The organism is Bacillus sp. SRL543 (assembly GCF_984799205.1).
Map to the genome: position 1 here is coordinate 3921583 of NZ_OZ481794.1, position 25500 is coordinate 3947082.

General features: G+C 47.6%; 32 protein-coding genes and 1 pseudogene. 18 read left to right on the forward strand and 15 right to left on the reverse strand.

The features are described from left to right. Positions 1-45: 45 nt before the first annotated feature. Positions 46-873, forward strand: a complete 828-nt coding sequence (locus AC4E8B_RS20040) for an alpha/beta fold hydrolase (RefSeq protein ID WP_490215124.1) — start codon at positions 46-48, stop codon at positions 871-873. A gap of 55 nt (positions 874-928) precedes the next feature. Here AC4E8B_RS20040 and AC4E8B_RS20045 read toward each other — a convergent pair whose 3' ends face one another. Next, positions 929-1189 (reverse strand): YugE family protein, encoded by a 261-nt coding sequence (locus tag AC4E8B_RS20045; protein ID WP_490215126.1) that lies wholly within the window; start codon positions 1187-1189, stop codon positions 929-931. An 87-nt stretch (positions 1190-1276) separates the two neighbouring features. On the opposite strand from AC4E8B_RS20045, the gene AC4E8B_RS20050 reads away from it, so the two are divergent. Continuing rightward, positions 1277-2446 carry a MalY/PatB family protein gene (locus AC4E8B_RS20050; RefSeq protein ID WP_490215127.1) on the forward strand — a complete coding sequence of 390 codons (1170 nt, stop codon included), beginning with the start codon at positions 1277-1279 and terminating at the stop codon, positions 2444-2446. 35 nt (positions 2447-2481) lie between these two features. On the opposite strand, the gene AC4E8B_RS20055 is transcribed toward AC4E8B_RS20050, so the two are convergent. Continuing rightward, positions 2482-2694 carry a hypothetical protein gene (locus tag AC4E8B_RS20055; RefSeq protein ID WP_490215128.1) on the reverse strand — a complete coding sequence of 71 codons (213 nt, stop codon included), beginning with the start codon at positions 2692-2694 and terminating at the stop codon, positions 2482-2484. Between the two features lie 72 nt (positions 2695-2766). Further along, complete coding sequence (locus AC4E8B_RS20060) at positions 2767-3510, reverse strand: peptidylprolyl isomerase (protein WP_490215129.1); 744 nt, start codon at positions 3508-3510, stop codon at positions 2767-2769. Positions 3511-3659: 149 nt separating this feature from the next. Here AC4E8B_RS20060 and kapB point away from each other — a divergent pair, with 149 nt between their 5' ends. Continuing rightward, positions 3660-4073: a kinase-associated lipoprotein KapB gene (gene kapB, locus AC4E8B_RS20065; RefSeq protein WP_490215130.1), complete on the forward strand. Its 414-nt coding sequence runs from the start codon at positions 3660-3662 to the stop codon at positions 4071-4073. A 38-nt stretch (positions 4074-4111) separates the two neighbouring features. Here the strand turns inward: kapB and kapD are convergent, their stop codons facing one another. Beyond that, the gene (gene kapD / locus AC4E8B_RS20070) at positions 4112-4732 is read right to left on the reverse strand and encodes a 3'-5' exonuclease KapD (RefSeq protein ID WP_490215131.1); all 621 of its coding nucleotides are present in this window, start codon (positions 4730-4732) and stop codon (positions 4112-4114) included. A gap of 205 nt (positions 4733-4937) precedes the next feature. Between kapD and AC4E8B_RS20075 the strand changes: the two genes are divergently transcribed. After that, a complete protein-coding gene (locus AC4E8B_RS20075) occupies positions 4938-6764 on the forward strand; it encodes a transglycosylase domain-containing protein (protein ID WP_490215133.1) in 1827 nt (608 codons plus the stop codon). A gap of 46 nt (positions 6765-6810) precedes the next feature. Here the strand turns inward: AC4E8B_RS20075 and AC4E8B_RS20080 are convergent, their stop codons facing one another. Beyond that, entirely contained in the window at positions 6811-7368 is a 558-nt protein-coding gene (locus tag AC4E8B_RS20080; protein ID WP_490215134.1) for a DUF5366 family protein, read from the reverse strand. Positions 7369-7529: 161 nt separating this feature from the next. Between AC4E8B_RS20080 and AC4E8B_RS20085 the strand changes: the two genes are divergently transcribed. Further along, positions 7530-8102, forward strand: a complete 573-nt coding sequence (locus AC4E8B_RS20085) for a hypothetical protein (protein ID WP_490215135.1) — start codon at positions 7530-7532, stop codon at positions 8100-8102. Between the two features lie 49 nt (positions 8103-8151). Here the strand turns inward: AC4E8B_RS20085 and AC4E8B_RS20090 are convergent, their stop codons facing one another. Then, the gene (locus AC4E8B_RS20090) at positions 8152-8364 is read right to left on the reverse strand and encodes a hypothetical protein (protein WP_490215136.1); all 213 of its coding nucleotides are present in this window, start codon (positions 8362-8364) and stop codon (positions 8152-8154) included. 424 nt (positions 8365-8788) lie between these two features. On the opposite strand from AC4E8B_RS20090, the gene AC4E8B_RS20095 reads away from it, so the two are divergent. The 7 genes from AC4E8B_RS20095 to mnhG are packed head-to-tail and all read left to right on the forward strand — an operon-like array spanning position 8789 to position 14533. Beyond that, complete coding sequence (locus tag AC4E8B_RS20095) at positions 8789-11179, forward strand: Na+/H+ antiporter subunit A (RefSeq protein WP_490215137.1); 2391 nt, start codon at positions 8789-8791, stop codon at positions 11177-11179. Beyond that, complete coding sequence (locus AC4E8B_RS20100; protein WP_490215139.1) at positions 11176-11598, forward strand: Na(+)/H(+) antiporter subunit B; 423 nt, start codon at positions 11176-11178, stop codon at positions 11596-11598. The genes AC4E8B_RS20095 and AC4E8B_RS20100 overlap by 4 nt, the downstream gene beginning before the upstream one ends. Then, positions 11598-11939, forward strand: coding sequence for a Na(+)/H(+) antiporter subunit C (locus AC4E8B_RS20105; RefSeq protein WP_490215140.1), 342 nt, complete (start codon positions 11598-11600; stop codon positions 11937-11939). The genes AC4E8B_RS20100 and AC4E8B_RS20105 overlap by 1 nt, the downstream gene beginning before the upstream one ends. After that, a complete protein-coding gene (locus AC4E8B_RS20110; RefSeq protein ID WP_490215142.1) occupies positions 11932-13413 on the forward strand; it encodes a Na+/H+ antiporter subunit D in 1482 nt (493 codons plus the stop codon). Before AC4E8B_RS20105 ends, AC4E8B_RS20110 begins: the two co-directional genes overlap by 8 nt. Before the next feature lie 4 nt (positions 13414-13417). After that, entirely contained in the window at positions 13418-13894 is a 477-nt protein-coding gene (locus tag AC4E8B_RS20115) for a Na+/H+ antiporter subunit E (protein ID WP_490215144.1), read from the forward strand. Then, entirely contained in the window at positions 13894-14178 is a 285-nt protein-coding gene (locus AC4E8B_RS20120) for a Na(+)/H(+) antiporter subunit F1 (protein WP_490219800.1), read from the forward strand. Before AC4E8B_RS20115 ends, AC4E8B_RS20120 begins: the two co-directional genes overlap by 1 nt. Next, a complete protein-coding gene (mnhG, locus tag AC4E8B_RS20125; RefSeq protein WP_490215146.1) occupies positions 14162-14533 on the forward strand; it encodes a monovalent cation/H(+) antiporter subunit G in 372 nt (123 codons plus the stop codon). Before AC4E8B_RS20120 ends, mnhG begins: the two co-directional genes overlap by 17 nt. A 45-nt stretch (positions 14534-14578) precedes the next feature. On the opposite strand, the gene AC4E8B_RS20130 is transcribed toward mnhG, so the two are convergent. Then, on the reverse strand, positions 14579-14962 hold the full coding sequence (locus AC4E8B_RS20130) for a PaaI family thioesterase (RefSeq protein WP_257992251.1): 384 nt from the start codon (positions 14960-14962) through the stop codon (positions 14579-14581). Between the two features lie 262 nt (positions 14963-15224). Here AC4E8B_RS20130 and AC4E8B_RS20135 point away from each other — a divergent pair. Beyond that, positions 15225-15408 (forward strand): annotated as a pseudogene (locus AC4E8B_RS20135) (asparagine synthase). Positions 15409-15455: 47 nt separating this feature from the next. Here AC4E8B_RS20135 and AC4E8B_RS20140 read toward each other — a convergent pair. Continuing rightward, positions 15456-16061: a DedA family protein gene (locus AC4E8B_RS20140; RefSeq protein WP_490215148.1), complete on the reverse strand. Its 606-nt coding sequence runs from the start codon at positions 16059-16061 to the stop codon at positions 15456-15458. 255 nt (positions 16062-16316) lie between these two features. Here AC4E8B_RS20140 and AC4E8B_RS20145 point away from each other — a divergent pair, with 255 nt between their 5' ends. After that, on the forward strand, positions 16317-16724 hold the full coding sequence (locus tag AC4E8B_RS20145) for a YuzC family spore coat inner layer protein (RefSeq protein ID WP_490215150.1): 408 nt from the start codon (positions 16317-16319) through the stop codon (positions 16722-16724). A 113-nt stretch (positions 16725-16837) separates the two neighbouring features. On the opposite strand, the gene AC4E8B_RS20150 is transcribed toward AC4E8B_RS20145, so the two are convergent. The 3 genes from AC4E8B_RS20150 to AC4E8B_RS20160 form a co-directional block, all read right to left on the reverse strand. Then, positions 16838-17029: a hypothetical protein gene (locus AC4E8B_RS20150; RefSeq protein ID WP_490215152.1), complete on the reverse strand. Its 192-nt coding sequence runs from the start codon at positions 17027-17029 to the stop codon at positions 16838-16840. 152 nt (positions 17030-17181) lie between these two features. Continuing rightward, complete coding sequence (locus AC4E8B_RS20155; RefSeq protein WP_490215154.1) at positions 17182-17373, reverse strand: hypothetical protein; 192 nt, start codon at positions 17371-17373, stop codon at positions 17182-17184. 25 nt (positions 17374-17398) lie between these two features. Beyond that, positions 17399-17653 carry a hypothetical protein gene (locus AC4E8B_RS20160; protein ID WP_490215155.1) on the reverse strand — a complete coding sequence of 85 codons (255 nt, stop codon included), beginning with the start codon at positions 17651-17653 and terminating at the stop codon, positions 17399-17401. A 226-nt stretch (positions 17654-17879) separates the two neighbouring features. On the opposite strand from AC4E8B_RS20160, the gene AC4E8B_RS20165 reads away from it, so the two are divergent. Genes AC4E8B_RS20165 through AC4E8B_RS20175 form a run of 3 tightly spaced genes read left to right on the forward strand, consistent with a single transcriptional unit; the run spans position 17880 to position 20341 of the window. Then, positions 17880-18653 carry an SDR family oxidoreductase gene (locus tag AC4E8B_RS20165; RefSeq protein ID WP_490215156.1) on the forward strand — a complete coding sequence of 258 codons (774 nt, stop codon included), beginning with the start codon at positions 17880-17882 and terminating at the stop codon, positions 18651-18653. Positions 18654-18678: 25 nt separating this feature from the next. Continuing rightward, complete coding sequence (locus AC4E8B_RS20170) at positions 18679-19287, forward strand: hypothetical protein (RefSeq protein WP_490215158.1); 609 nt, start codon at positions 18679-18681, stop codon at positions 19285-19287. After that, entirely contained in the window at positions 19277-20341 is a 1065-nt protein-coding gene (locus AC4E8B_RS20175) for an alpha/beta fold hydrolase (RefSeq protein ID WP_490215159.1), read from the forward strand. Before AC4E8B_RS20170 ends, AC4E8B_RS20175 begins: the two co-directional genes overlap by 11 nt. Before the next feature lie 204 nt (positions 20342-20545). On the opposite strand, the gene AC4E8B_RS20180 is transcribed toward AC4E8B_RS20175, so the two are convergent. From AC4E8B_RS20180 to AC4E8B_RS20195, 4 genes are all read right to left on the reverse strand, one after another. After that, positions 20546-21139: a sulfite oxidase-like oxidoreductase gene (locus AC4E8B_RS20180; protein WP_490215160.1), complete on the reverse strand. Its 594-nt coding sequence runs from the start codon at positions 21137-21139 to the stop codon at positions 20546-20548. Between the two features lie 111 nt (positions 21140-21250). Continuing rightward, complete coding sequence (locus AC4E8B_RS20185; protein ID WP_490215162.1) at positions 21251-22564, reverse strand: Na+/H+ antiporter family protein; 1314 nt, start codon at positions 22562-22564, stop codon at positions 21251-21253. A gap of 289 nt (positions 22565-22853) precedes the next feature. Next, positions 22854-24356, reverse strand: coding sequence for a leucyl aminopeptidase (locus tag AC4E8B_RS20190; protein WP_490215163.1), 1503 nt, complete (start codon positions 24354-24356; stop codon positions 22854-22856). A 61-nt stretch (positions 24357-24417) separates the two neighbouring features. After that, positions 24418-24795, reverse strand: a complete 378-nt coding sequence (locus tag AC4E8B_RS20195) for a DUF309 domain-containing protein (RefSeq protein WP_490215165.1) — start codon at positions 24793-24795, stop codon at positions 24418-24420. Between the two features lie 216 nt (positions 24796-25011). Between AC4E8B_RS20195 and AC4E8B_RS20200 the strand changes: the two genes are divergently transcribed. Continuing rightward, entirely contained in the window at positions 25012-25491 is a 480-nt protein-coding gene (locus AC4E8B_RS20200; RefSeq protein ID WP_490215166.1) for a divergent PAP2 family protein, read from the forward strand. Positions 25492-25500 lie beyond the last annotated feature (9 nt).

Consider the following 25500-nt stretch of genomic DNA (forward strand, 5'->3'; position numbering starts at 1 on the left):
TAAGCCTGCCGGGCACTACCATCTTTCATAGGAGTGAGGGTAACGATGCAAGCCTTTAATACTGATGAAATTGAAGTGAATGGGAACACAATTTATTATGAACAGTACGGACAGGCTCCCTCAAAGGAGACCATTGTTCTCCTGCACGGCTTTCTTTCCTCCTCCTTCAGCTTCAGGAGGCTGATTCCCTTTCTGCAGGAAGATTTCCATGTAATCTCCATCGATCTGCCCCCGTTTGGAAAAAGCGGAAAATCGGATCAGTATAACTATTCCTACAAAAATACTGCCCAGACAGTCATGCAATTTCTACAAAAGCTCGGACTCGATCAAGTCACGATTGCCGGCCATTCAATGGGAGGTCAAATATCACTCAATGTGGCCCGCCAATACCCGGATATGATAAAAAAAGCCATCCTGCTTTGCAGTTCAAGCTATTTGCCTAAATCAAAGGTGCCGCTGATCCTGTCAAGCTACCTCCCCTATTTCCACTTGTATGTAAAGCTGTATCTGCAGCGCTCAGGCGTGCGCCAGAATTTAAGGCAGGTTGTCCATGACCACAGCATGATCACCGATGAAATGATGTACGGCTATTTGGCTCCTTTTATGGAGGATGATATCTTCAAGGCTTTGACCCGGATGATCAGGCACAGAGAAGGCGACTTGGACCAAAAAGCACTGAAAGGGATCGACACTCCCTGCCTCCTCATATGGGGCGAGCATGACAGGGTTGTCCCGCTGACCATCGGGAAAAGGCTGGACAGTGACCTGCCAAACTCCAGGCTCATCGTCCTCAAAGACACTGGCCATCTTGTCCCGGAGGAACGGCCTGAAGAAGTATACGGCCATATGAAGGAGTTTATTTGCGGCAAATGATAAAAAGAATGGCCGGACGCCCTTTAGGCGCCGGCCAATCTTCAAGGTACATAATTTATATAGTGCAGCTCCCGCTGTTTTTAATAACAAGAAGTGTTTCAGCCATTTTTTTGCACTGATCCAGCGGGATGATGCTCTCGAAGGAGAATTCATAGATGCTCTGGATTTTCCGCGCGAGTTTATCAGGGCTGTCCAAATCATGAACGGCCTGGATTGCGTCTGCTATTTCAGTATCATAATTGCCTTCCCCGCAGCCGAAAGGATCCCATTGATCCAGCGCCTGGTACATCATCATATGCATAACCTGGACTTCCATCTGCAACCACCTTTTTGATTTAATTTTGCCTGACCATATCTTATCATAAGAATATCAGGACCGAAAACTGCAATACGGGAGGTTATCATGACAAAATATGACTTTCATAAACCAATCGACAGATATGGAACTGCTTCTGTGAAATGGGAGCTGACAAAAGATATATTTGGCTCTTCCGATGTGCTTCCTATGTGGGTGGCAGACATGGACTTCGGGCCTCCTGAAGAAGTCAAGGACAGCATCAGCAAAAGGGCCAGCCACGAGGTCTTCGGCTACACATTTGTCCCTCCATCTGTATCTGAAGCCATCCAGCAGTGGCAGAAGGATCAATCCGGCTGGGACATAGGGCGATCGTGGGTGTTATACAGCCCGGGGGTAGTCCCATCCATCAGCCTTGCCGTCCAGGCATTCACAAGTCCCGGAGATAAAATCATGCTTCAGTCTCCTGTTTACACGCCTTTCTTTGAGATGATTGAGAAAAATGGGCGCATGGTCGTCAACTCTCCCCTTGCTCTAGTGGAACAGCGCTATGAAATTGATTTTCAACGTTTCGAGGAAGAGCTGAAAAAGGGCATCAAGCTTTTTTTGCTCTGCAATCCCCATAATCCCGGCGGCCGGGTTTGGACAAAAGAGGAGCTTACGAAAATAGGGGAGCTTTGCACGAAATACGGATGCCTGATTCTCTCAGATGAAATCCATTCAGATTTGGTGTTTTCCCCCCACAAGCATATTCCGATTGCCTCTCTTTCCGGGGAGATCCGGGATATTTCAATCACATGCATTGCGCCAAGCAAAACCTTCAATATTGCCGGGCTGCAATCATCAGCAGTTATTATTCCGAACGAACAGCTCCGCGACAAATTCAAGGCTGCCCAGGCACAGCAGGGCTTTTTCACTTTGAATACGATAGGCATCACGGCCCTTGAAGCTGCCTATCGATATGGCCGGGATTGGCTGGATCAGCTTTTGTCCTATCTGCAGGAAAATTATGAAACCGCCCGCAGCTTCATCGAAAATGAGCTTCCTTCAGTTAAGGTCATGGATCTTGAAGCGACCTATTTAATGTGGCTAGACTGCCGGGAGCTCTCCCTGCCCGATAAGGAACTGAATTCTCTCCTTGTGGAAAAAGGCAGGCTGGCCCTGGAGCCTGGCACAAAATACGGTCCAGGAGGCGAAGGATTCGTCCGGATGAATATTGCCTGCCCGCGTGAAACTCTGGAGGAAGGACTGAAGCGGCTGAAACTGGCTTTAGCCTGATCTAATTATAATCGCACAAAAAAGAACAGCTCAGGTCAGCTGTTCTTTTTTTGCAGGCTATCCTGCTTCATAATTTGATCTTCCAGCTCTTTAGCCTTTTTTTCCTCGCGCTTTGATGTCCTGATGATCAGGCGCATGGCGATGATGGCTCCGATGAGGAATATTGTAAACGTTATGGATGCCGGAATATACTCCGATTTATCTTCCGGGAAATATAGGAACAGAGACAAAATATAAGCCTGGATCATTCGTTTTCTTCCTTTCTGCCAAAAGCAGTGGTCAGCCTTATTATATCAGCTGGGCCATTCCTGTCCAAGCGGCTACTTAATCACCTTTATCGCCTTGATTTTCACGTCTTCAACCGGCCGTTCGGATTCAGTTTCCACGGCTGCGATGTTATCAACGACTTCCATGCCCTCGATCACCTGGCCAAAGACAGTATGGGCTGAATCCAGCCAAGGAGTCCCACCATTGTCATAAGCAGCAATAATTTCTTGTGGATAGCCCGCTTTTTCCATCTTTTCCTTCATGCCTGCTTCCGGCGTTTGCTTTTGGACGATGAAGAACTGGCTTCCGTTTGTGCCGGGACCGCTGTTCGCCATGGATAAAGCTCCGCGGAGATTGAACAGCTTATCTGAGAACTCATCCTCAAACGGCTGCCCGTAGATGCTTTCGCCGCCCATGCCTGTCCCGTCCGGATCTCCTCCCTGGATCATAAAGTCATTGATGACCCGGTGGAAGATAAGGCCGTCAAAATAGCCTTCTTCACTATGGGTGATGAAGTTCTCTACCGCCTTTGGGGCATAATCAGGGAAAAGCTTTATTTTGATGGTGCCCATTGTGGTCACCATTTCCACAAGACGTTCATTTTCCCCAACTTCTGCGGTGAGCTGCGGATAGCCTCCTTCAGAGCTTTTCTCCTCTTCGGCCTGTTCACCCTGTGTTCCTTCAGATGATCCTCCGCTTTCCTTTCCGGCACCGCTGTTTTGATCAGTGCTTGTCCCGCAGGCTGCCAGAAGCATCATCACTGCTGCAAGGAAAAGGTATATAAAATTCTTTTTCATGATCTAGTCCTCCTCTATTGTTCCTGATAGGCATGCGCCTACCGCTTTTCTTCTGTCCAGCTGACAGGAGCAAGCTCCTTCCGCTTTTCTTATAGATTACTGGATTTACTCTTGCTTTGCACTTTGTTTTTCAAAAAAAATCGGGCATAATGGGAAGAAAAGCTTCAAAGGAGGGGACAGCTTTGAGTGAATTCCAGGTGGGCGCTCAGGTGACGGCCATTTATAAAACAGGGAAATATATAGGGGAGATTACAGATATAAGGCCCCAGCATTATCTTGTCAGAGTGCTTGCTGTCGAAAAGCATCCGATGCAGGGGGACCTTCATAATCCAAAGCAGGCTGATGTCATGATGTTCCATGAGCGCAGGGCGCTTGCCTACAGAGAGCAGACAAATGTTCCGAAGCAGATGGTCAGGACGTATGAGGGAAGCATTCCTGACTATAAGGCGTCCCTTAAACTCGCTCTGGATAATATGAAAAGCGGGCTTTTGGAGGATGATTCTGATTGGGCGAAGCGCTCCCTCGAGAATGCGGAGCGGCTGGAAGCCGATTATTTTAAATAGTATCAGCAAAAGCCAAATCCCGGCTGCGGGTTTGGCTTTTATGCAAATCGATTGAATAGCTGAGAAAGGTCTATTCTATCCCCAATGGTAGTAGGCTCGTGGTTTTGAAGATACTTTTTATCTTTTTCGACAAGCTGATAAATCTTGCAGGTTGTCAGGGCATCATCCAGTGCCCTGTGGTGCCTGCCTGTTCCTTCTTTTCCATATTCCTTCACTGCTTTCCACAGGCCGGTTTGATTTTGATCGCCAAAAAACCGCTTATACTCCATCGACAAATCGACTTCCTTCCCCTTAAAAGGGAAACCGAGCCCTGCTTTGCTGCAGTTTTGGCGGAGAACTTTCATATCCATATTGCCCCAGGTTACAATCTCCCCAGCTGCATTCCCGCCCATCTGCTCCAGCCTGCAGATCAGTTCCGCAAATGAAATCCCTTTGTCCACCTGTTCCTGGCTGATATGTAAAAAGGACTTGCATCTTTCAGACAGTTCCGGAAAACGAATGGGAGCCACAAAAGAGGAAAACTGCTCTTGTATTACCCCATTTTGGACTGTAACAGCGCCTGCCTCGATGATTTCCGGGAAAAACCCCTTATACTTTTCGTTTTTATCAGGCATGGTAAATTCAAAGTCGATAAATAAGCAGTGCTTGCCATCTTCCATTACCAGCCCTCCTTTCCAATGGCGATTACATCATTTACCATTTATTATATCATTAAAGAATAATATTTTTACTATTCTGTAAATAATTTTTCTTACTTTTATATTTCAGCATTCTCACAAAGAAAGTAATAATGACGATAATACTTATAGCACTTTTTCGAGTCCGGCATGATTGCCATATTTTATATAAGAAACGGAGAAACCGATGAAAACATTGACGGGATATCTGGCAATCGCCTTCATCCTGCCTTTCTTTATGCTGTCTGTCTATAAAACGGCGGATGAAGCCAGCCGATTGGAAAGCCTTCCCGGCTTTTTGGACAGCAGGATTGAAGTGACAGGGGCAGCATCTTTTCCCCAGACAAGCCTGATGACTGACAAGGATGGCCATGTGATTTCTGAAATCTTCACTCCCTATAACCGCATTCCGCTTGCAGCAGAAGAGATTCCTGAATTCTTGAAAAAGCTGGTCATCGCCTCTGAGGATGAGCGTTTTTACGAGCACAAGGGGTTCGATCCAGCTGCGATTGGCAGGGCACTTGCTGCAAATGCAGATAACGGCACGATTGAAGAAGGCGGCAGCACGATTACACAGCAGCTGGCCAGGAATCTGTACCTGACCCATGAGCAGACTTATAACCGCAAACTGACGGAGCTGCTGTACGCTTATCAAATGGAGAGGACGTACTCCAAGGAAGAGATACTATCTTATTATTTGAACAGCATCTATTTCCAGAACGGTGCATACGGAATCGAGGCTGCTTCAAAGGTTTATTTTCAAACAGCCGCCGCTAAGCTTTCCGATGCCCAGCTGGCTTTCTTGGCTGCCATCCCGAACAATCCTGATATGTACAATCCCGCTAAACATTTTGAAAAGACGAAAAAAAGGCAGGAGCTGCTGATCGGCCTGCTTGCCGAAAAAGGGGAGATATCACCCGAATATGGCGAGGCCCTGAAAGACGAAAGAATCACCTTCACACTGGCGGACAGGATCGACCTTTATCCAGATTACACAACATACGCCGAGGCTGAGCTTAGGGAATTGATCAGGAGCAAGGAAGGAATCCCCTCTGATTCAGAGGAAGAGCTGGATAGCAAAGTGGAGCAGGTCCTCCAATCAGGAGTGATCATTCACACCTCGCTGGATCCTGAACTTCAGCAAAAAGCAGTGGATGCAGCCTCCGCCCATCTGCCTGATCAGGAGGCAGAAGCAGCAGCTGCTGTCGTCAAGAGCAGCACCCACGGACTGGCTGCCCTTACAGGCGGGCGGCATTACAGGAAATATGACTTTAACAGAGGCTACCAGGCATTCAGGCAGCCAGGCTCTGCCATCAAGCCTCTGCTTGTGTATGCTCCTTACCTGGAAAGGACACACACTGCGGTAAATTCCAAGGTAGATGCCGGCCCCCTTTGCATCAGCGGCTATTGCCCCCATAATTACAGCGGCAAATATTATGGAAAGGTGAGCCTTGAGCAGGCCTTTATCCACTCCTATAATACTCCTGCGGTCAGGCTTCTGAGCATGATAGGAATAGAAGAAGGCTTCAAGGATCTGGACAAATTCGGATTCAGTAAAGTAGGAAAACCAGATCAGTCCCTTGCTGCTGCAATAGGCGGATTCAGCAGGGGTGTTTCCCCCCTGGAGCTCGCAGGGGCTTATACCGCCTTTGCCAATGAAGGCTCTTATCAGCCGGCAAGAGCCATCCAAAAGATCACAGATAAAGACGGTATATTGCTGTATGCATGGGAAGACCAGCCAGTGAGAATCTGGAGCAAGGAAACTATAGATAAAATGAGGCTGCTGCTGCAGGAAACAGTCTCATCAGGAACCGGCCGGAAAGCCTATTTTCCAGGAGATTATACAGGGGGAAAGACCGGAACCACCAATGATTATAAAGACTTTTGGTTCGCGGGGCTCACCGATGAATATACGGCAGCAGTTTGGGTCGGAAAGGACCGGCCGGAAAGCATGGAATCATACGAAAAGCTGGCGCCGCACTTATTAATCTGGAAGGATATCGTGAAAAAATAAAGCAGCAGAGATGCCTTCAGCACCCTGCTGCTTTTGCCTGTGCCCTTTATACAGGGAGGCTTTCCAATACGCTGTTGTAAAGCTTCAAAGTTAAAAACAAAAGAAAGGAAAGCAATGAAGCCCAGGAAATGACCTGAAAGAAAATGATCCCGATCAGTCCGGCTGGTGAGAAAGAGCTGCCTGAAATATAAACAAAGTAGATAAAATAAATGACAGTCGCTGCAAGAAAAATCCCCAGCATAGCGTAAAAGCTGTAAAAGCTAAACAATGATAATGCCCCGCCAGTTAGATATATGACCGATCCGCTCCGGCTTCTCGCGATTGCTTCCCCGCTTTCATCTTTCGAAAAGAATAGCAGGGAAAGCCCATTGATCGTGTCTGCAATCAGCTTCAAGGCAGCAAACACCATAAAGCAGCAGGCCATGCAGACAATGATCAGTGCCAGCTTAATGCCAGTCTCGGGAAAGAACTCCTTCATGCCTTCATACACGCCGATTCCAACAAGCCACACCTGCAGTTCCTGCTCCGCTAAGATGGAAAAAGACAAACTGAATAACAAAATCGCCATTAAAGGGAAGTAGCTGGTCAAATACTTATTTTTCATATGAAGCCCCCTTAGTCACAGAGTCCCTAATTACATTATCGGCCCGTCCGGCCGGATGTACAGGCAGCACATATGAAACTGGCAAAAAATCTGCTCTAAAAGCAGAAGTTCTTTAATAAGATATTAATAATGAAAGCGCTAACATAGAGGGGGATTAAAAAATGAAAAAAATGATATTCTGCCTGCCCGCCGCTTTTCTGTCAGCCTGCCTCCTGATTGCCTGGAATTGGCCGGCAGCGTCCACACCCAATGAGATGCAGGAATTCAACGGGGCATTGGAAGAACACATGAAAAGCACTGTCCATTATTATCATGAAGATTCAGCAGAGATCAAGGACTTTGTCGCAATTGATGGAGACGTGGTAAAGATCATCCAGACAGATGATTCTGCCACACCGGAAAATGAGGAGAAAATTGAGGAATATTCCACAAAAATCGCAGTGGCTTTTACTGAGTTCGAATTGAAACGCGATTCCATTTTCTTTTTTAAGAAAAGAGAAATGTATTATTATGATCTTGAAAAGAAGGAATTCCTGTCTTCTGTAAATGTGATGGGGAACTCCGGGGTAGAACAGTTTTTCAAAAAATATATGCACGATTTTACGAAGGTGCTGACACCTGCATCGCTTGCAATGCTTCTGCTGCTGCTATCCACCATCATCATCGTGCCGGTTCTGATCATGATTTTTCATAATAAAAGCAGATCGGGCTCCCAGGCAGCGGGCCGGATTTAAGAGAGGATGAGCTATTCATCCTCTCTTTATTTATAGGGCAAAACACGCGTCATCCCGCTTCCACCCTTACATATTCCCTTGATTCAAACGCTTTTATTCTTCTTTTATTGAGGCCCTGGCCAGCATCAGCCGGCATGACTTCCACAATTTCTTCTTCTGTATCAGAGTAAAAAAATTCTCTTTTGTCCTTTGCTTCCAGCATCCATGCACCTGCAAACAGAAACCCAAAAAGGATTATGGATGCGAGTATTTTCTTATGCATGCTAAACCACCACCTAGTCGTAGTTTGCATGCATTTCATTATTTCTATACAGATTTTTTTCGAAATTTTTTCCGGTTTCCAACCTGTTTCTACCTATTTAATAAAGTTGGGAGAATCCTTGCGGCATAAGGTTTCCTCAAATGCACGACCGTGCTATTTAGGTTATAATTTGTTGAGAGGCAATCTCCAGGAGGAATTTTTTTCCCCTGGCATAAATTAAGAGCAGGTAAACTGTGGAGCATCTTATAACAAAGATTGGAGATAATTGTATACATACGCATTTCTATTTAACAGCTTTTCTTTACAAGCCGGAATAATTTCAGCCGCAAATGGGAAAAGGCCTTTGATATGTATCAATTTTTTTCTGACAAGGACTCACATGCACCAATTCTGTGCGCTTACAATCATAAAGGAGGTCATATTGTTGTCTTTGCTGCATTTGGCGATTGTTTCGCCATTATTGTTTGCCATATTTATACCGTTCTTCTATAAATATTTCAGGCAAATACATACCGGGTGGTTCCTTTTGCCCCTCCCCATCCTGCTTTTCAGCTATTTCATAAGCTATCTGCCGGAAACAAAATCAAATGGGGCGGTAAGCAGAACACTGTCCTGGATTCCATCCTTCGGGATCGATTTTACAGCCAGGGTCGATGGCCTCGGGCTTCTTTTTGCCCTTTTGATCACAGGCATCGGTTCTCTCGTAGTGCTGTATTCCATCTATTATCTTTCCAAGGAAAAAGAAAAGCTCAACACCTTTTATGTTTATCTGCTCCTGTTCATGGGGGCTATGCTCGGGGTTGTCCTTTCCGATAACCTGATTGTCATGTATGCGTTCTGGGAGCTGACCAGCTTTTCTTCTTTCCTGCTGATCGGCTACTGGTACCACAGAGAGAAATCCCGCTACGGCGCCCAGAAATCGATGATGATCACGGTCCTTGGCGGACTGGCCATGCTGGGCGGGATCATCCTGCTTTATCTGATGACAGGAACTTTCTCTATTTCCGAAATCGTCCCGATGGCCTCTGAAATCATGGAAAAGCCGTTCTTTGTCCCTGCCCTGCTGTGCTTTCTGTTGGGGGCTTTTACAAAATCGGCGCAATTCCCGTTTCATATCTGGCTTCCTGACGCGATGGAGGCGCCGACGCCTGTCAGTGCATACCTCCATTCAGCGACAATGGTAAAAGCAGGCATCTATTTAGTAGCCAGGATGAGCCCGGTCTTTGCAGAATCAGGCATCTGGCTGTGGCTTGTTGCATCCTTCGGGATCGTTACGCTGTTCTGGGGTTCCTTTTCTGCCGTCAAGCAGACAGACCTTAAAGGGATCCTTGCATTTTCAACCATCAGCCAGCTCGGGCTCATCATGTCCCTCCTTGGAGTCGGTGCAGCTGCCCTGCATTACGATACAGTGGAAGACAGCTTCTATACAATTGCTACAACTGCGGCAGTGTTTCATTTGATCAATCATGCCACCTTTAAAGGATGCCTCTTTATGGTGGTCGGCATCGTTGACCATGAAACCGGGACACGGGATATCCGCAAGCTCGGCGGACTTATGAGCTTTATGCCGATCACCTTCACTCTTGCGCTGATCGGGGCCTTTTCAATGGCCGGCCTGCCGCCGTTCAATGGATTCCTCAGCAAGGAAATGTTCTTTACCGGAATGGTCCGCATCCTTGAAGTGGATATCTTCAATCTTGATACATGGGGCATTTTATTTCCTGTGCTTGCCTGGATCGCAAGCGTGTTTACGTTCATCTACAGCATGGTGCTTGTATTTAAGACATTCACAGGAAAATTCCAGCCTGAGAAGCTCGATAAAAAACCGCATGAAGCTCCTTTCGGGATGCTTGTTTCGCCTATTATCCTTGCTTCGCTGGTCGTTATCATCGGATTCTTCCCGAATATCCTGTCTGGCGCGATTATCTCTCCAGCCCTCGGAGTGATCATGCCGGGCTTTGTGTTCGACGTCCATATCTCTTTCTGGCATGGCTTCACTCCTGAGCTTTTCATGACGCTTGGGGTCATTGCGTTTGGCGTCCTTCTTTATACCACATTGGACAAGTGGCGGCAGATTTACGATCTGTTCCCGGAGAAGCTTGCACTCAACCGCTTTTATGATGGCGGCATAGAAGGGATGCAAATCTTCTCATCAAACCTGACAAGAACCTATATGAACGGGTTTATCCGTACATATCTTGTGTACATCTTTACATTCTTTATTCTGCTGCTGGGCACGACGCTTGTCTGGAAGAATGCTTTCAAGCTGAGCACGAATGATCTTTCTTCAATCGGCTTCTATGAAGTGCTGCTGGCGCTGATCATTGCCGCTGCATCCATTTCAATCCTGTTTGCCAAGTCAAGGCTGACATCGATCATCCTGCTCGGTGCAGTAGGATATACTGTAGCTTTGTTCTTTGTATTATTCAGGGCGCCAGACCTTGCTCTGACTCAGCTTGTCATTGAAACTGTGTCTGTCTCGCTTTTCCTGCTCTGCTTCTATCACCTGCCGAAGCTGAAGCGGAATGAAGAGAGAATCCGCTTTAAAGCAGTCAATCTTGCAGTATCGATCGGAGTTGGCGCCATCGTCACGCTGATCGCCCTTTCTGCCCACAGCAATAAGCTTGTTGACTCTATTGCAGGATACTATATTGAAAACACTTATAAAGAAGCCGCTGGAAAAAATATGGTCAACGTGATACTGGTGGACTTCAGGGGCTTTGATACCATGTTTGAAATATGCGTTCTCGGGATCGCCGCCCTCGGCATCTTCGCGATGATCAAGCTTCGCCTGGCAAGGAGGAATGAAGGGTGAAAACGAACGATATCATACTGCAGACAGTGACCAAGGTCGCCCTGTTCATCATCATCCTGTTTTCGATCCATCTGTTCTTTGCCGGCCACTATTATCCAGGCGGCGGGTTTGTCGGCGGTTTGATGACATCGGGTGCCATCGTGCTGCTCCTGCTCGCTTTTGATATGAAGACAGTCGCAAATATTCTGCCGATCGACTATAAAAATATGATTGCCACCGGTCTTTTATTTGCCGTGGGTACCGGGGCAGGGTCACTGCTGTTCAATGTCCCGTTCCTGACCCACAAATTTACCGATGTCTATCTGCCGCTGCTCGGAAAAACATCCCTGCACACAGCAGTGCTGTTCGATACCGGTGTATTCCTTGTCGTTGTCGGAGTCACGATGACCATTATTCAAACAATAGGGGAGGATGAATAATGGAGATATTAATGTCCGTTCTGATTGGCATTCTGTTTATGTCTGCCACTTATCTGATGCTTTCAAAAAGCTTGTTGAGAATAATCATTGGAACAGGTCTTTTAAGCCATGGCGCCCATCTTCTATTGATTACCATGGGCGGCTTGAAGAGGGGGGCCGCGCCGCTTCTGGGCGAGCATGCTGAGAAGTATGCTGATCCCATCCCCCAGGCCCTGATCCTTACTGCCATCGTTATCAGCTTTGGCGTTACAGCCTTTTTCCTGGTTATGGCCTACCGCGCCTACCAGGAACTTGGCACAGATAATATGGAAAGATTGAGAGGAAAAGAAGGAAATGACTAACTTATTAATGCTTCCCATTCTAATCCCGCTGGCAACAGCGATCCTTTTAATCTTTCTCGCTAAAAATGTCCCTGCACAGCGCTGGATTTCCGGAATATCTGCCGGGCTTACGGCTGCAGCTGCCTTCGTGCTTGTGCAAAAGGTTCACAATGACGGCATTCAGACAATCGATTTGGGCAGCTGGGAGGCACCGTACGGAATCACTCTCGTGTCTGATATGGCTTCTGCCCTGCTTGTTTTGACAACAAGCCTGATATCCCTGGCCTGCCTGATTTATTCTTTCAGATCCATCGGCATTGACCGCGAGAAATTTTATTATTACCCTGTATTCCAATTTCTGATCGTTGGTGTCAACGGAGCATTCACTACAGGGGATATTTTCAACCTCTTTGTTTTCTTTGAAGTTATGCTCATGGCATCATATGTCCTGATCGTTCTCGGCGGGACGAAGATCCAGCTTCGGGAATCCATCAAGTATATTCTGGTGAATGTCATATCATCAGCCCTGTTCGTCATTGCAGTAGGCTATTTATATTCTATTGTAGGATCTTTGAATATGGCCGATATTTCCGTGAAAATCGCAGCGTCCGGACAGCCGGGCATTTTAACGGTGGTAGCTGTCCTCTTCCTCATCGTGTTCGGGCTGAAAGGCGCCATATTTCCGCTTTACTTTTGGCTCCCGGGATCTTATTATGCACCGCCTGTCCCGGTCATGGCTGTATTCGGCGCATTGCTGACCAAGGTAGGAGTCTACTCCATCATGAGGACGTATACCCTCTTCTTTTATCATGATCAGGGGTATACACATGAAATTCTCAGCATACTCGCTGTGCTGACCATCATCTTTGGTGCAATAGGGGCAATTGCATACTGGGACGTCAAAAGAATCATCATTTACAATATTGTTGTCGCCGTCGGGGTCATCGTATTCGGGATTGCGGCAATGACTCCGGATTCACTGGCCGGGTCGCTCTTTTACATCATTCACGATATGATCATTAAAGCAGCGCTCTTCCTGCTTGCCGGAATCATCATCACTATTACGGGGACAAGCAATCTCCGCCATATCAGCGGGCTGATCAAAAGGTACCCCGGGCTTGCCTGGACGTATTTCATCGCAGCCCTTGCTCTTGCCGGGATCCCGCCCCTAAGCGGCTTTATCGGAAAGCTCCTGATCGTCCAGGGAGGATTTGAAGCCGGCCGCTATTGGGGAGCCGGGGTCGTACTGCTTTCAAGCCTCCTGGTGCTGTTCTCAGTCATGAAAATCTTCATCAATGGATTCTGGGGAACCCCCCGCTCCTACAAAAATGAAGATAAAGCCCCTGTACGGACGTTGCTCATTGCTCCGGTAATGCTTACTGCCCTGTCTGTATTTATGGGAGTCGGGACAGAAGTGATCTATCCTTATATCTCGCAGGCTGCTGAAACTCTTTCAGATCCAAATCTTTATATCAATGCAGTCTTAAAGGAGTAATGATATGGCATTTCAAATATTACTGAATTTCTTTCTAGCATTTGTATGGATGTTCCTGAAGGTCTCATATGACCCCGTAACATTCCTTGTCGGCTATTTCTTCGGGCTGCTGATCATCTATGCTTTCAGGCGGTTCTTTGATTCCCGCTTCTATCTGCTCCGGGTCGCGGCTGTCCTTAATCTGCTGCTGATCTTCATGAGGGAGCTGATTTTATCCAATATCGCTATACTGAAAGTGATCCTGAAGCCAAAGCTGGATATCAGGCCCGGCATTTTTGCACTTGAAACAGAGCTGACCGAGGATTGGGAAATCACGGTCCTTTCAGGGCTGATCACTTTGACGCCAGGGACTCTGGTCATCGATGTTTCCGATGATAATAAAGTCCTCTATATCCATGCCATGGATATTGGCGATGTGGATGAATCAATCAGCAGCATCAAAAATTCTTTTGAAAAAGCAATCATGGAGGTGAGCAAGTGATGCTTGAAGTGATTGTACAGATTTCACTGCTCTGCATTTCCGCTAGCATGGTCGGCCTCATCTACCGTGTAATCAAAGGGCCGACCATACCCGACAGAATCGTGGCGCTCGATGCCATCGGAATCAATCTTGTTGCTGTCATTGCACTCATTTCCATCTTGCTGAAAACCAATGCTTTCCTGGAGATCATCCTGCTGATCGGAATCCTTGCATTCATCGGCACGGTCGCCTTCTCGAAGTATTTGGAAAAGGGGGTTATTATCGAACGTGATCGAGATCATTAGAATCATCATCATTGTCCTGATCCTGATAGGAGCCTTTCTCAGCCTTGTGGCAGCATTTGGGGTCATCAGGCTTCCTGATGTATACACACGGAACCACGCCGCCTCCAAAGCCGCTACATTGGGTGTCATGTCCGTCCTGCTGGGAACCTTCCTTTATTTTTATGCAGAAGAAGGACATTTCAACTCAAGGCTCATACTTGGTATCATATTTATCTTTATGACATCCCCTGTTGCCGGCCACCTGATCAGCCGTGCAGCATATAACGCAGGTGTCCCATTAGCGGATGTAAGCGTCCAGGATGATTTAAAAACAAAAAAAGGTTCACAAGTAAGTGTTAAGCAAGAAAAGCCATGAGGGAATCCTCATGGCTTTTCTTCTTATTCTTATGGCCGGATGCTGTTATTTCCTTTGAATGACCGCCATTGTGCATCTTGAAACACACACAAGCTTCCCTTCTTCATCAGTGATTTTGATATCCCAGACCATCGTTGATTTTCCCTGATGAAGGACAGTGGCAGCTGCAGTGACGACTCCGTCTTTTTTTGCCCTGATATGGTTGGCATTGATCTCAAGGCCGACAACCGCCTCTTTTTCCTGGTCCACCAATTCAAATGCCCCGATGCTGGCCACCGTTTCAGCCAAAGCAACCGAGGCGCCGCCATGCAAAAGCCCAAAAGGCTGCCTGGTCCTCTCATCCACCGGCATGGTCGCTGTCACATGCCCTTTCCCAAGCTCTGTCACTTCGATCCCCAAGGCATGTATTAGCGTATTCTCCAATTTCATCATTATATTTCCCCCTCCATGTTTATAACCATGGTGCATGACTATGTATGTACTTTTACTATAACTTCAATCGCAGCGGCAGACAACCTGCCGAAGTAATTCCCTTCCAAGGGTCTTAAGCTGGCCCGCTGGGTGCTCCTGCAGAGTCAGCGAAGGCCAAATTTATAACTTCTTAAATAAAATCAGCGGGCTGCGGCAAACTAAAGATGTCCATAGAGTGCCGCAAAGGCATGGACGAAATCACAGACAGGGGTGTTCATTGATGGATCATATCCGTGAAGGTTTAATTCCAGCAGTTCTTGGTACAGCTGTAACGGCTACTGGCTACGCGCTAAAGCAATCCAGAAAGGTCGGACAGCACGCTGTCCGACACCATTGTCGGCTTCGGACTTGCCCATATCGTGCTGGGAGCCATTGATCTTGTTGAACACCGCCATCACTATTAGTGCACAAAAGGCAGCCTTACAGCTGCCTTTTTCTTTTTTTGCTTATTTCACGCGAGACGCCTCTGCTTTTCTTTTTTTCTTTTGCTGCGGGTCTTGATGACGAGAATGATAAGCGCAAAGACAGCACCGGCAAAGAGAGCCTCTTTTCCATAAAGGATGATGGCGTCAATATGGTCGCCGAACAGATAGCCCAAAGTGAAAGCAACCGCGAGCCAGAGCAGCGCCCCGCTGAAGGCAAACAGCGCGAATGTTTTGAATGGAAGCCTGCTGAATCCATAGAGGAAAGGGACAAAACTGCGGAGCCCCGGTATGAAATAGCTGAGGGAAAGGGAAAAGGCATGATGCTTATCCATCAGTCTCAAAGAGTTATCAATGATTTTTGCAAACCGCTTTCTTTTGTGGAAATATCTGATCAGGGGCCGGCCGATAAACCGGCCAAGTGTATAGCAGGTCGTCAGTGCGGCAGTCATGCCCGCATATGTCACAAGAAACGCCCCCAGAGGATGGAGCACCCTCATCGAGGAAACCAGCCCGACTGTCATGGCAATGACTTCATTCGGGACGGGGATGCCGAAGACGCCGAACCAGAGCCATAAGAATAGGCCGATATAGCCGTTTTCTTCAATTAACAGCAAAATATAATCCAGCTCCATCTTCAGCAGCTCCCCTCGCTATTCTTTAATAAGAATTCTCCATTACCCCTGTTTACCCCTCTTTTATCTTTACGAATCCAAACCCTTACGCTCCCATGCTTCTTAAATGTATATTCCTTCCCGCAAAGCACATAACCGTTTAATGCGGCTGTCATGGTGTTTTTTTCAATCGCAATCGTAAGAAGGGGAGCACCCGCATATAAATGGAAGGTATGGGTACACCCTGTATCATGTTCCCTGAAAGGAGCCAAAACGATGTTTCCACACCATTATTATGGAAGAAGGAACAGCATCGGCCGCTACCCGCAGCCTGTTTGCCATTTCCCTCCGCCTCCCCGCCATATTAATTATACAGCCGGCATGAGGCAGTTTCCTTCTGTCAATCCTGCCACCTTTATGAGCTCTGCCAAGCATATGCAGGCTTTAATGAGGGATGCCAGTACACTGCTTGACAGGATGGCCACTTCAAAGCAGTTTTCCAATGACCTGATGTCAGCTGCCCAGCAATCACAGACAAAAAAAGCAGAAGAAATGATCAAGGCAACCGGGATAAAGTCCCAGCCCCGTGTCACGTATACACCGGACGGGCTCACTTTGGCATTTGAAGCAAAGGATGACCAGGGCCAGTGCTGCAGCCTTACCTTAAAGCTCAGATGGATGTAAGCAATGTATTGAAACCTGATCTATTTTTCACATAGAAAAAGCTCTCTGTTCAAGAGAGCTTTAAAAGAGAGAGTGTATTGTTAAATGGCACTGGAATCCTTCACTTCGTGGAATCAGTAATACGGATATCCTCCACCGTATGGCTGGCCGTAAAATGGCGGCGGCGGGTAAAAGTAAGGCCTTGGCCGCGGATAAAACAGTGCACTGCCGACAAGCCCCCCAAGCAATCCGCCTACAAACGGCGCCCCAAAGAAAAACCTTGAACCGCCGCCTCCAGCATAATATGGCGCTCTATATGGATGCATAAAAGGTCTACCTCCTTATTTTTCTTCCCTACACTACTACATATGCAGGCGAATGCCTTTTGGACTGGGCATTTGTCTGCCATTCGGGGCATCCCCTGCGGGCGGGGATGCCCGCAAAAAAACACAGGAGGCTTCCCCTGTGTTTTTCAGCTTTATTTTTGTTCCAGGATATCTGCGGTTTGTCCGCACGCCTGCAATGCCTGTTCCACAGCCTGGAGGGATTCCTCGATGCGCTGGCGGTTTGACCCCTCTTCGACCGTTGATAACGCCTGGTGAAGGGCATCTTTCGCCTGATTCAGTGACCCATAAGAGTCCTGGACATATCCTCTTGCATTTTTTTGCATGTCTGCACCTCTTTGCTTCTTATTTTCACTGCCAATAGCCAATGGGAAGGCAATTCCGTTCATCTGCAGAGCTGACCAGCCGGAGCTGGAACAGAAATTGATCGAAGAGGATCGGCTCACCATCTTCGAATGAACAGGCTTCGAGAAGGAGTTCCAGCGGATTATCTCCTGGCCCGGAATGCTCCATCACCCCTGAAAGCCAAAGCTTGAAGCTCAATGACTGCCCAAGTGCACGATATCCTGCTTCATCAAAAATTTCCCTTATCTGCATTTCATCCATCCGGCCGCCTCCCTGCATATCAGAAATCTTCCATTTTGATTTTTCCCAAACAGACTGTTTTTATACTTTCCCGGGGCAAGAAAAGGCTCTGGGAGAACAACCATTTTCTGCACTTTTGCATGATGGCTCGTCTATAATATATCGAAGCATAAATCGGCAGCCTGCAGGGAATTACAAAATTCATCTTATGAAGCCTTACAGCTGTTCCAAGAAGGAGGGATATTATATGAACACAAAAGAGCTTTTCGATTTGTCCGGTAAAACGGCCATCGTCACAGGCGGCGGGCGGGGACTTGGCGAACAAATGGCCTATGCCCTTGCAGAGGCAGGAGCAAATGTAGTCGTCTGTTCCAGGAATCTTGAGGCGTGCCAGGCTGTAACCAAGAAACTGGCTTCCCTGGGAGCACAGTCATTGGCATTGGAATGCGACGTAACCAATGAAAACAATATCAGCTTTGTCATCGCTGAAACGATCAGCCATTTCGGCCGGCTTGACATCCTGGTCAATAACAGCGGAACATCCTGGATCGCTCCGCTCCTGGACTATCCGGAAGACAAATGGGACAAAGTGATGGATGTGAATTTAAAAGGTGCCTTCTTATTTTCACAAGCCGCAGCCAGGGCCATGAAGGATCAGGGAAGCGGAAAAATCATCAACATGGCCTCTGTCACAGGCTTTAGGGGAGCTCCTTCCGGTTTCCTGGATACAACGGCGTACAACACAAGCAAAGGGGCGCTGATGGTGCTGACAAAGGATCTGGCCGTGAAGCTCGCCCCCTATAACATCCAGGTCAACAGCATTGCCCCGGGCCTGTTCCCGACAAAGATGACGGCATCCATGGAAAAAACCAATAAAATATTGCTGAAAAAGATACCTGCCGGAAGATTTGGCAAGAATGAGGATTTAAAGGGAACAGCCCTGTTTCTGGCTTCCAGTGCTTCTGATTACGTGACAGGCCATACGCTTGTAGTAGATGGAGGCTTGATGGCAACCATCTAGAAAAACAGCGGAAAGGAGCAGGCGAATGTCAAATGAACAAGCGCAGGAATTATTCAGTTCAATCAAAAAACTAGGAATGAAGCTTGAATTTGAATTGAATGAGCTGATAAAAAAGCAGCTGAATAAAGAAGAACTTCTGCTTTCAGCCAGCTCGAATTCAGCTGTAATCGCGAACATGATCACCCAAAGCCGGAACATAGTAGAATTGCTTTCCATACCTTTGAACTTTCCTACAAAAAACGATGTGGCTCGTGTGGCGAAGCTTGCCATTCAGGTTGAAGAGAAAGTCGATCAGCTTGATGAACAAATGCTGACACTGTCCAATACGCTTACGGAAATTAAAAATTCGGTCGAGATGCTTGGTTCTGCAGGCTTTCCAGAAAAGCCGGCCAGCCTGGCTATGGACCCTTTTAAAGCAGGACAGAATCTGAAATTGAAAACATCTTCCCCCAAACCGGAATCTGGCATTGATTCAGGAGCTGCGGCTTCCAGGACAAAAGCTGAAGGCAGTCCGGCTGAGAAGAGAAGGAAAGCACGGTCCAGGGCACTCAGTATCCTTCTGGATAACCTCCAGAAAAATGCTGAAATCCAATCCGGATTGCCTTTGAAAGGATCGAAAAATAATGGGAGATAATAGCAGCAGCTCCAATGGATTCTGGTCCGGGAAGGAACAGGAGAGATGGAGAGGTTTCTTCCGGACACTCTCGGCAGCAAAGCCCGAACAGGGATGCACATTCAGGAGAGCAGTCTGGAAAAAGAACAAAGCGGTCTTATGGCATTATCCCCCGGCAGAAAGAAAATACAGCACTCCCATGTTCCTGATTTATTCACTCATCAACCAGCCTTATATCCTGGACCTTGCACCAAATGAAAGCATGATCGAGGTCCTTGTCAACAAAGGCTATGATGTGTATCTTATTGATTTTGGCACCCCGGGATATGAAGATAAGGACCTGACGATCACCGATTATATCAGGGATTATATTGCGAAAGCCGCAGCAAGGGCGCTCAGCCACTCAGGGGCATCGGAGCTGACAGTCATGGGCTTTTGCCTGGGCGGGACCATTGCAGCCATCTATGCAAGCATCTCAGAGGAGCCGATCAAGAACCTGGTTCTATTTGTGACACCAATTGATTTCAGCATCCTGCCCGCCTATGATGAGTGGATTGAAGCCGTTTCAACAGGCAGGGCCGATTTCGATGCTGTCATTGATGCGCTCGGAATCATCCCGGCACCCTTTATGGAAGCCGGCATGCGGCTGCTTACTTCTCCTATCTACTTATCTCACTACCTCTCTCTTTTAAACCGCTCTTATGATGAGAAATACACAGAAAAATGGCTGAGGTTCAACACATGGACAACGGGCCATATTCCTTTTTCCGGAGCAGCCTTGAAACAGATTTTCCATGAGCTCGGGAGAAGGAACTCCCTGATGGACGGCTCTCTTGTCATCGACGGAAAAAAAGCCGACCTGGCTAATATCCAGGCAAACCTGCTTGCTGTTGCCACAGCAGGAGACAGGCTGGTTCCCAGAGAACAGGTTGAGCCTGTGATCAAACTTGTTTCGAGCAGAGACAGGACTTTTCATTTGCAGCATGGAGGGCACGCCAATCTTGCATCAGGCGGACAGCTTCCTCCTTATCTGACCGATTGGCTTCATCAGCACTCGGAGCCTTTCGGCAATTAAGAATCTGAACAATGGAGGGATCATGATGTTCTATACTTTGAATTATGAGAAGCTTCTTAGACCAACAAGCCACTGCAGCTATTACGGGTTTGCCTCAATTGTGTTTGCAGATTATTTCAAAAGATGCTGCAGCTAATAGTGAGGCTTGTCCTTTATAAAAAAAACCTCATCTCCAAAAGGGATGAGGTTTTTTCCATGAACAGATCAATCAAAGCTGAACCTTTCTTCTTTGAAGGGATCTCCATAATTATGATACCCATTTCTTTCCCAGAATCCAGGCTTGTCTACAGCAGAAAACTCGATTCCGCGGAGCCATTTGGCACTCTTCCAGAAGTAAAGATGCGGTATGACGGCGCGGAGCGGAAAGCCGTGTTCCGGGGTAAGAGACTCGCCATTATGGGAGTGTGCCAGGAGACTGGTTTCCTTCAGGAAGTCTGCAAGCGGCAGATTGGACGTCCATCCTTCCTCGGCATGCAGGATGACAAATGACGTTTCATCCCTAAGCTTTACCCGCCTGGCAATCTCTTTTGCCGCTACACCTTTCCACACATTATCCAGCTTTGACCATCCTGTGACACAATGGATGTCATTACCGGACTCTGTCTGCGGCAGCTTCAGAAGTTCGCTGTAGCTGAAGACCGCTTCCTTTTCCACAGTCCCGAAGATCCGCAGCGACCAGTGATCCAGATTAGAATAATAAGGAACGTTGCCATAGTGCAGGACCGGAAAAGATGCGGTCACATTCTGGTTCGGCGGGACACGGCCGCTGTCTGTTTTCCTAACCTTTCCGAAATACATGCAAAATCACCCCACTTACTCACATATGTAAAGATATATTATCCTATATTTCTGTCAATACACAGGAATATGCAAAAAGAGGGGCTCCATTACAGGAACCCCTCTATTTGATTATAGGACCATTGCTGCAATCCAGCCAAAGGCAATCAGCGGAATATTATAGTGCACAAAGGTTGGCACACATGTATCCCAGATGTGATTATGCTGTCCATCCGCATTCAGCCCGGCCGTCGGTCCCAGCGTGCTGTCTGATGCCGGCGATCCTGCGTCTCCAAGAGCAGCGGCTGTTCCGACCAAGGCAATAGTCGCCATTGGACTGAAGCCAAGCTCCATGGCAAGCGGGACAAAGATCGTCGCAATAATCGGGATAGTTGAGAATGATGAGCCGATGCCCATTGTCACAAGCAGGCCGACAAGGAGCATAAGGAAAGCTGCAAGAGGCTTGCTGCCGCCGATAATTGCCGCTGCCTGCTCAACAAGCTTTTCAACATCTCCGGTTTCCTTCAGTACATCAGCAAACCCAAAGGCCGCCAGCATGACAAACCCGATGAAAGCCATCATTTTCATTCCCTCGGTCAACAGGGCATCAGCTTCCCTCCAGCGTATCGCTCCGCTGATATAAATGACCACGATGCCGCTCAGCGCCCCGAATATCATAGAGTCCAGGATGATCTGAACTGTGAGTGCCGCGACAATGGCGAGGATGGAAAACAGGATCGCCAGTTTTGAGTAGCTTCCTTTTTCCGGAGCAGCGATTTCGATAGTCTCATAGCTTCTCGATTTACGGTATGAGAAGAATACTGCAATAATCAGGCCTGCTGCAAGACCGGCAGTCGGGATCAGCATCGCTTTTGGGATATCTGCCATTTGAATGACAAGCCCGCTGTCAGCCATATTGCTGGCCAATATTTCATGAAAAATCTTCCCGAAGCCTGCCGGCAGCAGGATATAAGGTGCAGTCAGCCCGAATGTCAGGACAGAAGCAATCAGGCGCCGGTCGATTTTCAGTTCATTCATGACATGAAGAAGCGGCGGAATTAAAATTGGAATAAAGGCAATGTGAATGGGAATCAGATTCTGGGAGAAACAGGCCATCAATAAAATCGCAAAAACGATTAATGCCTTTGAATAGGCCTTTCCTTTAGATCCGCCGTTTTTGCCGACAACCCCCAGCACCCAGTCCACCATTAAGTTCGGAAGCCCGGTTTTGGATATGGCAACGGCAAACCCGCCAAGAAGCGCATAGCTGAGGGCCACCTCGGCACTGCCTCCAAGTCCGTTTGTAAACACTTCAATCACTTTATCTACAGACAGCCCGCCAGTCAAACCGCCAACCAATGCCCCTGCAATCAGTGCAAACACAACGTTCACACGCAAAAGGCTCAGCAGCAGCATCACAAGCACAGCTGCAATAACTGCATTCATATTAAATCCCCTCTCTTGATGCAAAAAACCAGTAAGTATATGGAATGAATAGTGCAGCGTGTTTTCAGCAGCCAGCCAGCTCTTATTGTGAGCAGCAGCTGCTTTTATAGAAATACTTTACTCCGATAAATCGGTAAAGAACTAAAACACAAATACTAAAATACCACACAGGAACTAGCCTGTCAATTATTCCGGGAAACTTCCAGGGATTGGAGGCAGCTGGCTGGGCTGGGACTATATAAAAAATGGAAAAAAGCCCGCCCCCTTAAGGGGCAGGCCAGATTAATCTTTATTCAAACGGCTCAAACCGTTCTACCATTAGGGCAAGTGTTCTGGCCATCACTCCGGTGGCACCGGAAGGGCCGAGATCATGCGCCTTGTCAACAGTGGCTGTTCCGGCGATATCAAGATGCACCCAGGGAGTGCCTTCTGCAAACTCACCGACAAAGCCGCCGCCCATAATGGCATGGCCTGCACGGCCAGGAGAGTTGTTCAGATCGGCAACCTTGCTGCTCCTGATGCGCGCCTTATCTTTTTCAAATAATGGAAGCCTCCAGATCGGCTCCCCTGCTTCAAATGACGCTTCGAGCACCTGCTCATAGAGTGCCTCATTATTGGCCAGTGCGCCGGTTGTATCATTGCCGAGCGCAACGATCACTCCGCCTGTCAAAGTCGCTACATCAACCAGATAGCCTGCTCCATGGTGCTTCGCATAGGTGACAGCATCTGCAAGGGCAAGGCGCCCTTCTGCATCTGTATTCAGGACCTCAATCGTTTTTCCGCTCATGGATGTGATAACATCATCAGGCTTGAATGCTGTGCCGCTCACCATATTGTCTGTGGACGGAATGACTGCCACGACATTCTGTGCCGGCTTCAGTTCACCGATGATTTCCATGGCGCCAAGCACAGCGGCGGCTCCGCCCATATCGGTCTTCATCCCGACAATTCCGTCTTTCGGCTTAAGTGAATAGCCGCCCGTATCAAAAGTGATCCCTTTTCCGACCAGTCCAACCACATCGGTCCACTCGTCCCTGCCCTGGTATTTCAGGACAATCATTTTTGGCGGCTCTGCAGATCCCTGGTTGACGGCAAGAAGTGCGCCCATGCCGAGCTTCAGCATATCTTCCTTTTCAAGAATTTCCGCTTCGAAATTATACTTGCCTGCAAGCTCAAGCGCGTATTTCGCCAAATCTGTTGCCGTCAGCATATTCCCTGGAAGGTTTACGAGCGTCCTCGCGGAGTTTGTCCCTTTTCCGTGAGCGGTGCCGACTTCAAGCGAAGCCTTGATTTCTGCTTCATCTTCGGTGCTGTAGACTGTCAGGCTTTCGACTTTCTTTTCAGGCTCGTTCGATTTTTGCTTATAGCCCTGGAACGCATATGCTGAAAGCTCGAAAGCTTCTGCTGCAGCATGCGCCGCATCATTTGCATCTGTATTCTCTGCTGTGAATGAGTCAAGATAAAGTGCAGCCTCCTGCAGCCTGTCTTCTTTCAAGCGCTTAAAGGCTCCTCCGAAAGCTTCCCTTAACACTTCAAAATCCAGATCCTTTTCTTTTCCAAGTCCTACAAAGTAAATCCTTTTGACTCCTGTTTTGCCAAATGTATGTATTTTGGAAACTGCTTTTTTCTTAGCTGAAATGTCTCCGCTTTTCATCAGTTCTGTCAGATTTCCTTCAAAAATCTCATCTGCCTTTGCCAGATTGCCTTCAAGCTTGGCAGGCTTATCGAACAATCCGATGACAAGTGCCTCATGGACGGCACTGAAATCCAAATCCTGTTTGATTGTATACATTCTGCTCACCTCCAGTATTGATATCTTTATTATATCGGATAAAGTGATTTATTTCGAGAATCTAATCATCTTCCAAAAATAAATAGATATCAGGCAGGGAGGGAAGGGTTTTTACCTCCTCATAAGGAATTGTATCTATAGCCTCTGGTATAATGGAGAGGCATGAAGAGATGAACCCGTACACCTTTTCAAGGTCCAGCCCCCAATGGTACGGCCTGTAGGATTGGAGATAAGAATGGGCAGCCCGCATCATGAGCCTGGCGCCTTTTACATTGCCGTACTCGTAATGGTAGATGGCCACACTCATCTGCAGCAGCCCTTTAAAAAACAGATTGGCTTTGTCTTCCATCCACATTTCCTCCAAAAGGTCATGGCAAGTGTAATAGTCACCTTCATTAAAACAGATGAAGAATTCGTAGTATTCTTTGGGATAAAGCATGCAATCACCCCTGCACAGAATGTATTCATACTCCCGGTTATCCATATCATATCAGATGTACATAAATTACAGTATTCAACTTCCGCCCCGGCGGGTATAAAAAAAACAAGGGCACTCCGCCCTGCAGCTCATGCTGGCTGGGAAATCCCAATTTCCTGTTTCCAGAGCCGGCCAGACAGCTGTCAGACAGCAAAAAAATGAAAAGGTGGTTTCCAGATGGATTTATTGCACAACTTCCCCTTATGGTCTGCAATGGCCGCAATCTTTTTTGCCCAGTTTGTAAAGGTGCCCATTCAGTATATTGCGACGAGGAGACTGGATTGGTCACTCCTGACGAGCACGGGAGGCATGCCAAGCTCCCACTCGGCCGCCGTCACAGCCCTTTCCACGGGAGTGGCCCTGGAAACCGGAATGGATTCAGCTGTTTTTGCGGTGGCAGCCATATTTGCCATCATCACGATGTTCGATGCAACCGGTGTAAGAAGGCAGGCAGGCGAACAGGCCATTGTCCTGAATCAGCTTGTAAACGATTTTAATAAATTCGTCGAGGAAGCCAAGGTATGGCAGAAAAAGGCCGAAAAGGAAAAACAGAAAGAACTGAAGGAGCTCCTGGGCCACAAGCCGATTGAAGTATTCTTCGGCGGTCTGACAGGGATTGCTTTGACCCTGGTTCTCGATATGCTAGTTAATCTATAAGGAGATTTT

Excerpts from the sequence above, each read along its gene's own strand:
- AC4E8B_RS20040 (WP_490215124.1), top strand. The coding sequence starts at position 46 with ATGCAAGCCTTTAATACTGATGAAATTGAAGTGAATGGGAACACAATT.
- AC4E8B_RS20045 (WP_490215126.1), bottom strand. The coding sequence starts at position 1,189 with ATGGAAGTCCAGGTTATGCATATGATGATGTACCAGGCGCTGGATCAA.
- AC4E8B_RS20050 (WP_490215127.1), top strand. The coding sequence starts at position 1,277 with ATGACAAAATATGACTTTCATAAACCAATCGACAGATATGGAACTGCT.
- AC4E8B_RS20055 (WP_490215128.1), bottom strand. The coding sequence starts at position 2,694 with ATGATCCAGGCTTATATTTTGTCTCTGTTCCTATATTTCCCGGAAGAT.
- AC4E8B_RS20060 (WP_490215129.1), bottom strand. The coding sequence starts at position 3,510 with ATGAAAAAGAATTTTATATACCTTTTCCTTGCAGCAGTGATGATGCTT.
- kapB (WP_490215130.1), top strand. The coding sequence starts at position 3,660 with ATGGGAAGAAAAGCTTCAAAGGAGGGGACAGCTTTGAGTGAATTCCAG.
- kapD (WP_490215131.1), bottom strand. The coding sequence starts at position 4,732 with ATGGAAGATGGCAAGCACTGCTTATTTATCGACTTTGAATTTACCATG.
- AC4E8B_RS20075 (WP_490215133.1), top strand. The coding sequence starts at position 4,938 with ATGAAAACATTGACGGGATATCTGGCAATCGCCTTCATCCTGCCTTTC.
- AC4E8B_RS20080 (WP_490215134.1), bottom strand. The coding sequence starts at position 7,368 with ATGAAAAATAAGTATTTGACCAGCTACTTCCCTTTAATGGCGATTTTG.
- AC4E8B_RS20085 (WP_490215135.1), top strand. The coding sequence starts at position 7,530 with ATGAAAAAAATGATATTCTGCCTGCCCGCCGCTTTTCTGTCAGCCTGC.
- AC4E8B_RS20090 (WP_490215136.1), bottom strand. The coding sequence starts at position 8,364 with ATGCATAAGAAAATACTCGCATCCATAATCCTTTTTGGGTTTCTGTTT.
- AC4E8B_RS20105 (WP_490215140.1), top strand. The coding sequence starts at position 11,598 with ATGGAGATATTAATGTCCGTTCTGATTGGCATTCTGTTTATGTCTGCC.
- AC4E8B_RS20110 (WP_490215142.1), top strand. The coding sequence starts at position 11,932 with ATGACTAACTTATTAATGCTTCCCATTCTAATCCCGCTGGCAACAGCG.
- AC4E8B_RS20115 (WP_490215144.1), top strand. The coding sequence starts at position 13,418 with ATGGCATTTCAAATATTACTGAATTTCTTTCTAGCATTTGTATGGATG.
- AC4E8B_RS20120 (WP_490219800.1), top strand. The coding sequence starts at position 13,894 with ATGCTTGAAGTGATTGTACAGATTTCACTGCTCTGCATTTCCGCTAGC.
- AC4E8B_RS20130 (WP_257992251.1), bottom strand. The coding sequence starts at position 14,962 with ATGAAATTGGAGAATACGCTAATACATGCCTTGGGGATCGAAGTGACA.
- AC4E8B_RS20140 (WP_490215148.1), bottom strand. The coding sequence starts at position 16,061 with ATGGAGCTGGATTATATTTTGCTGTTAATTGAAGAAAACGGCTATATC.
- AC4E8B_RS20145 (WP_490215150.1), top strand. The coding sequence starts at position 16,317 with ATGTTTCCACACCATTATTATGGAAGAAGGAACAGCATCGGCCGCTAC.
- AC4E8B_RS20150 (WP_490215152.1), bottom strand. The coding sequence starts at position 17,029 with ATGCATCCATATAGAGCGCCATATTATGCTGGAGGCGGCGGTTCAAGG.
- AC4E8B_RS20155 (WP_490215154.1), bottom strand. The coding sequence starts at position 17,373 with ATGCAAAAAAATGCAAGAGGATATGTCCAGGACTCTTATGGGTCACTG.
- AC4E8B_RS20160 (WP_490215155.1), bottom strand. The coding sequence starts at position 17,653 with ATGGATGAAATGCAGATAAGGGAAATTTTTGATGAAGCAGGATATCGT.
- AC4E8B_RS20165 (WP_490215156.1), top strand. The coding sequence starts at position 17,880 with ATGAACACAAAAGAGCTTTTCGATTTGTCCGGTAAAACGGCCATCGTC.
- AC4E8B_RS20170 (WP_490215158.1), top strand. The coding sequence starts at position 18,679 with ATGTCAAATGAACAAGCGCAGGAATTATTCAGTTCAATCAAAAAACTA.
- AC4E8B_RS20175 (WP_490215159.1), top strand. The coding sequence starts at position 19,277 with ATGGGAGATAATAGCAGCAGCTCCAATGGATTCTGGTCCGGGAAGGAA.
- AC4E8B_RS20180 (WP_490215160.1), bottom strand. The coding sequence starts at position 21,139 with ATGTATTTCGGAAAGGTTAGGAAAACAGACAGCGGCCGTGTCCCGCCG.
- AC4E8B_RS20185 (WP_490215162.1), bottom strand. The coding sequence starts at position 22,564 with ATGAATGCAGTTATTGCAGCTGTGCTTGTGATGCTGCTGCTGAGCCTT.
- AC4E8B_RS20190 (WP_490215163.1), bottom strand. The coding sequence starts at position 24,356 with ATGTATACAATCAAACAGGATTTGGATTTCAGTGCCGTCCATGAGGCA.
- AC4E8B_RS20195 (WP_490215165.1), bottom strand. The coding sequence starts at position 24,795 with ATGCTTTATCCCAAAGAATACTACGAATTCTTCATCTGTTTTAATGAA.
- AC4E8B_RS20200 (WP_490215166.1), top strand. The coding sequence starts at position 25,012 with ATGGATTTATTGCACAACTTCCCCTTATGGTCTGCAATGGCCGCAATC.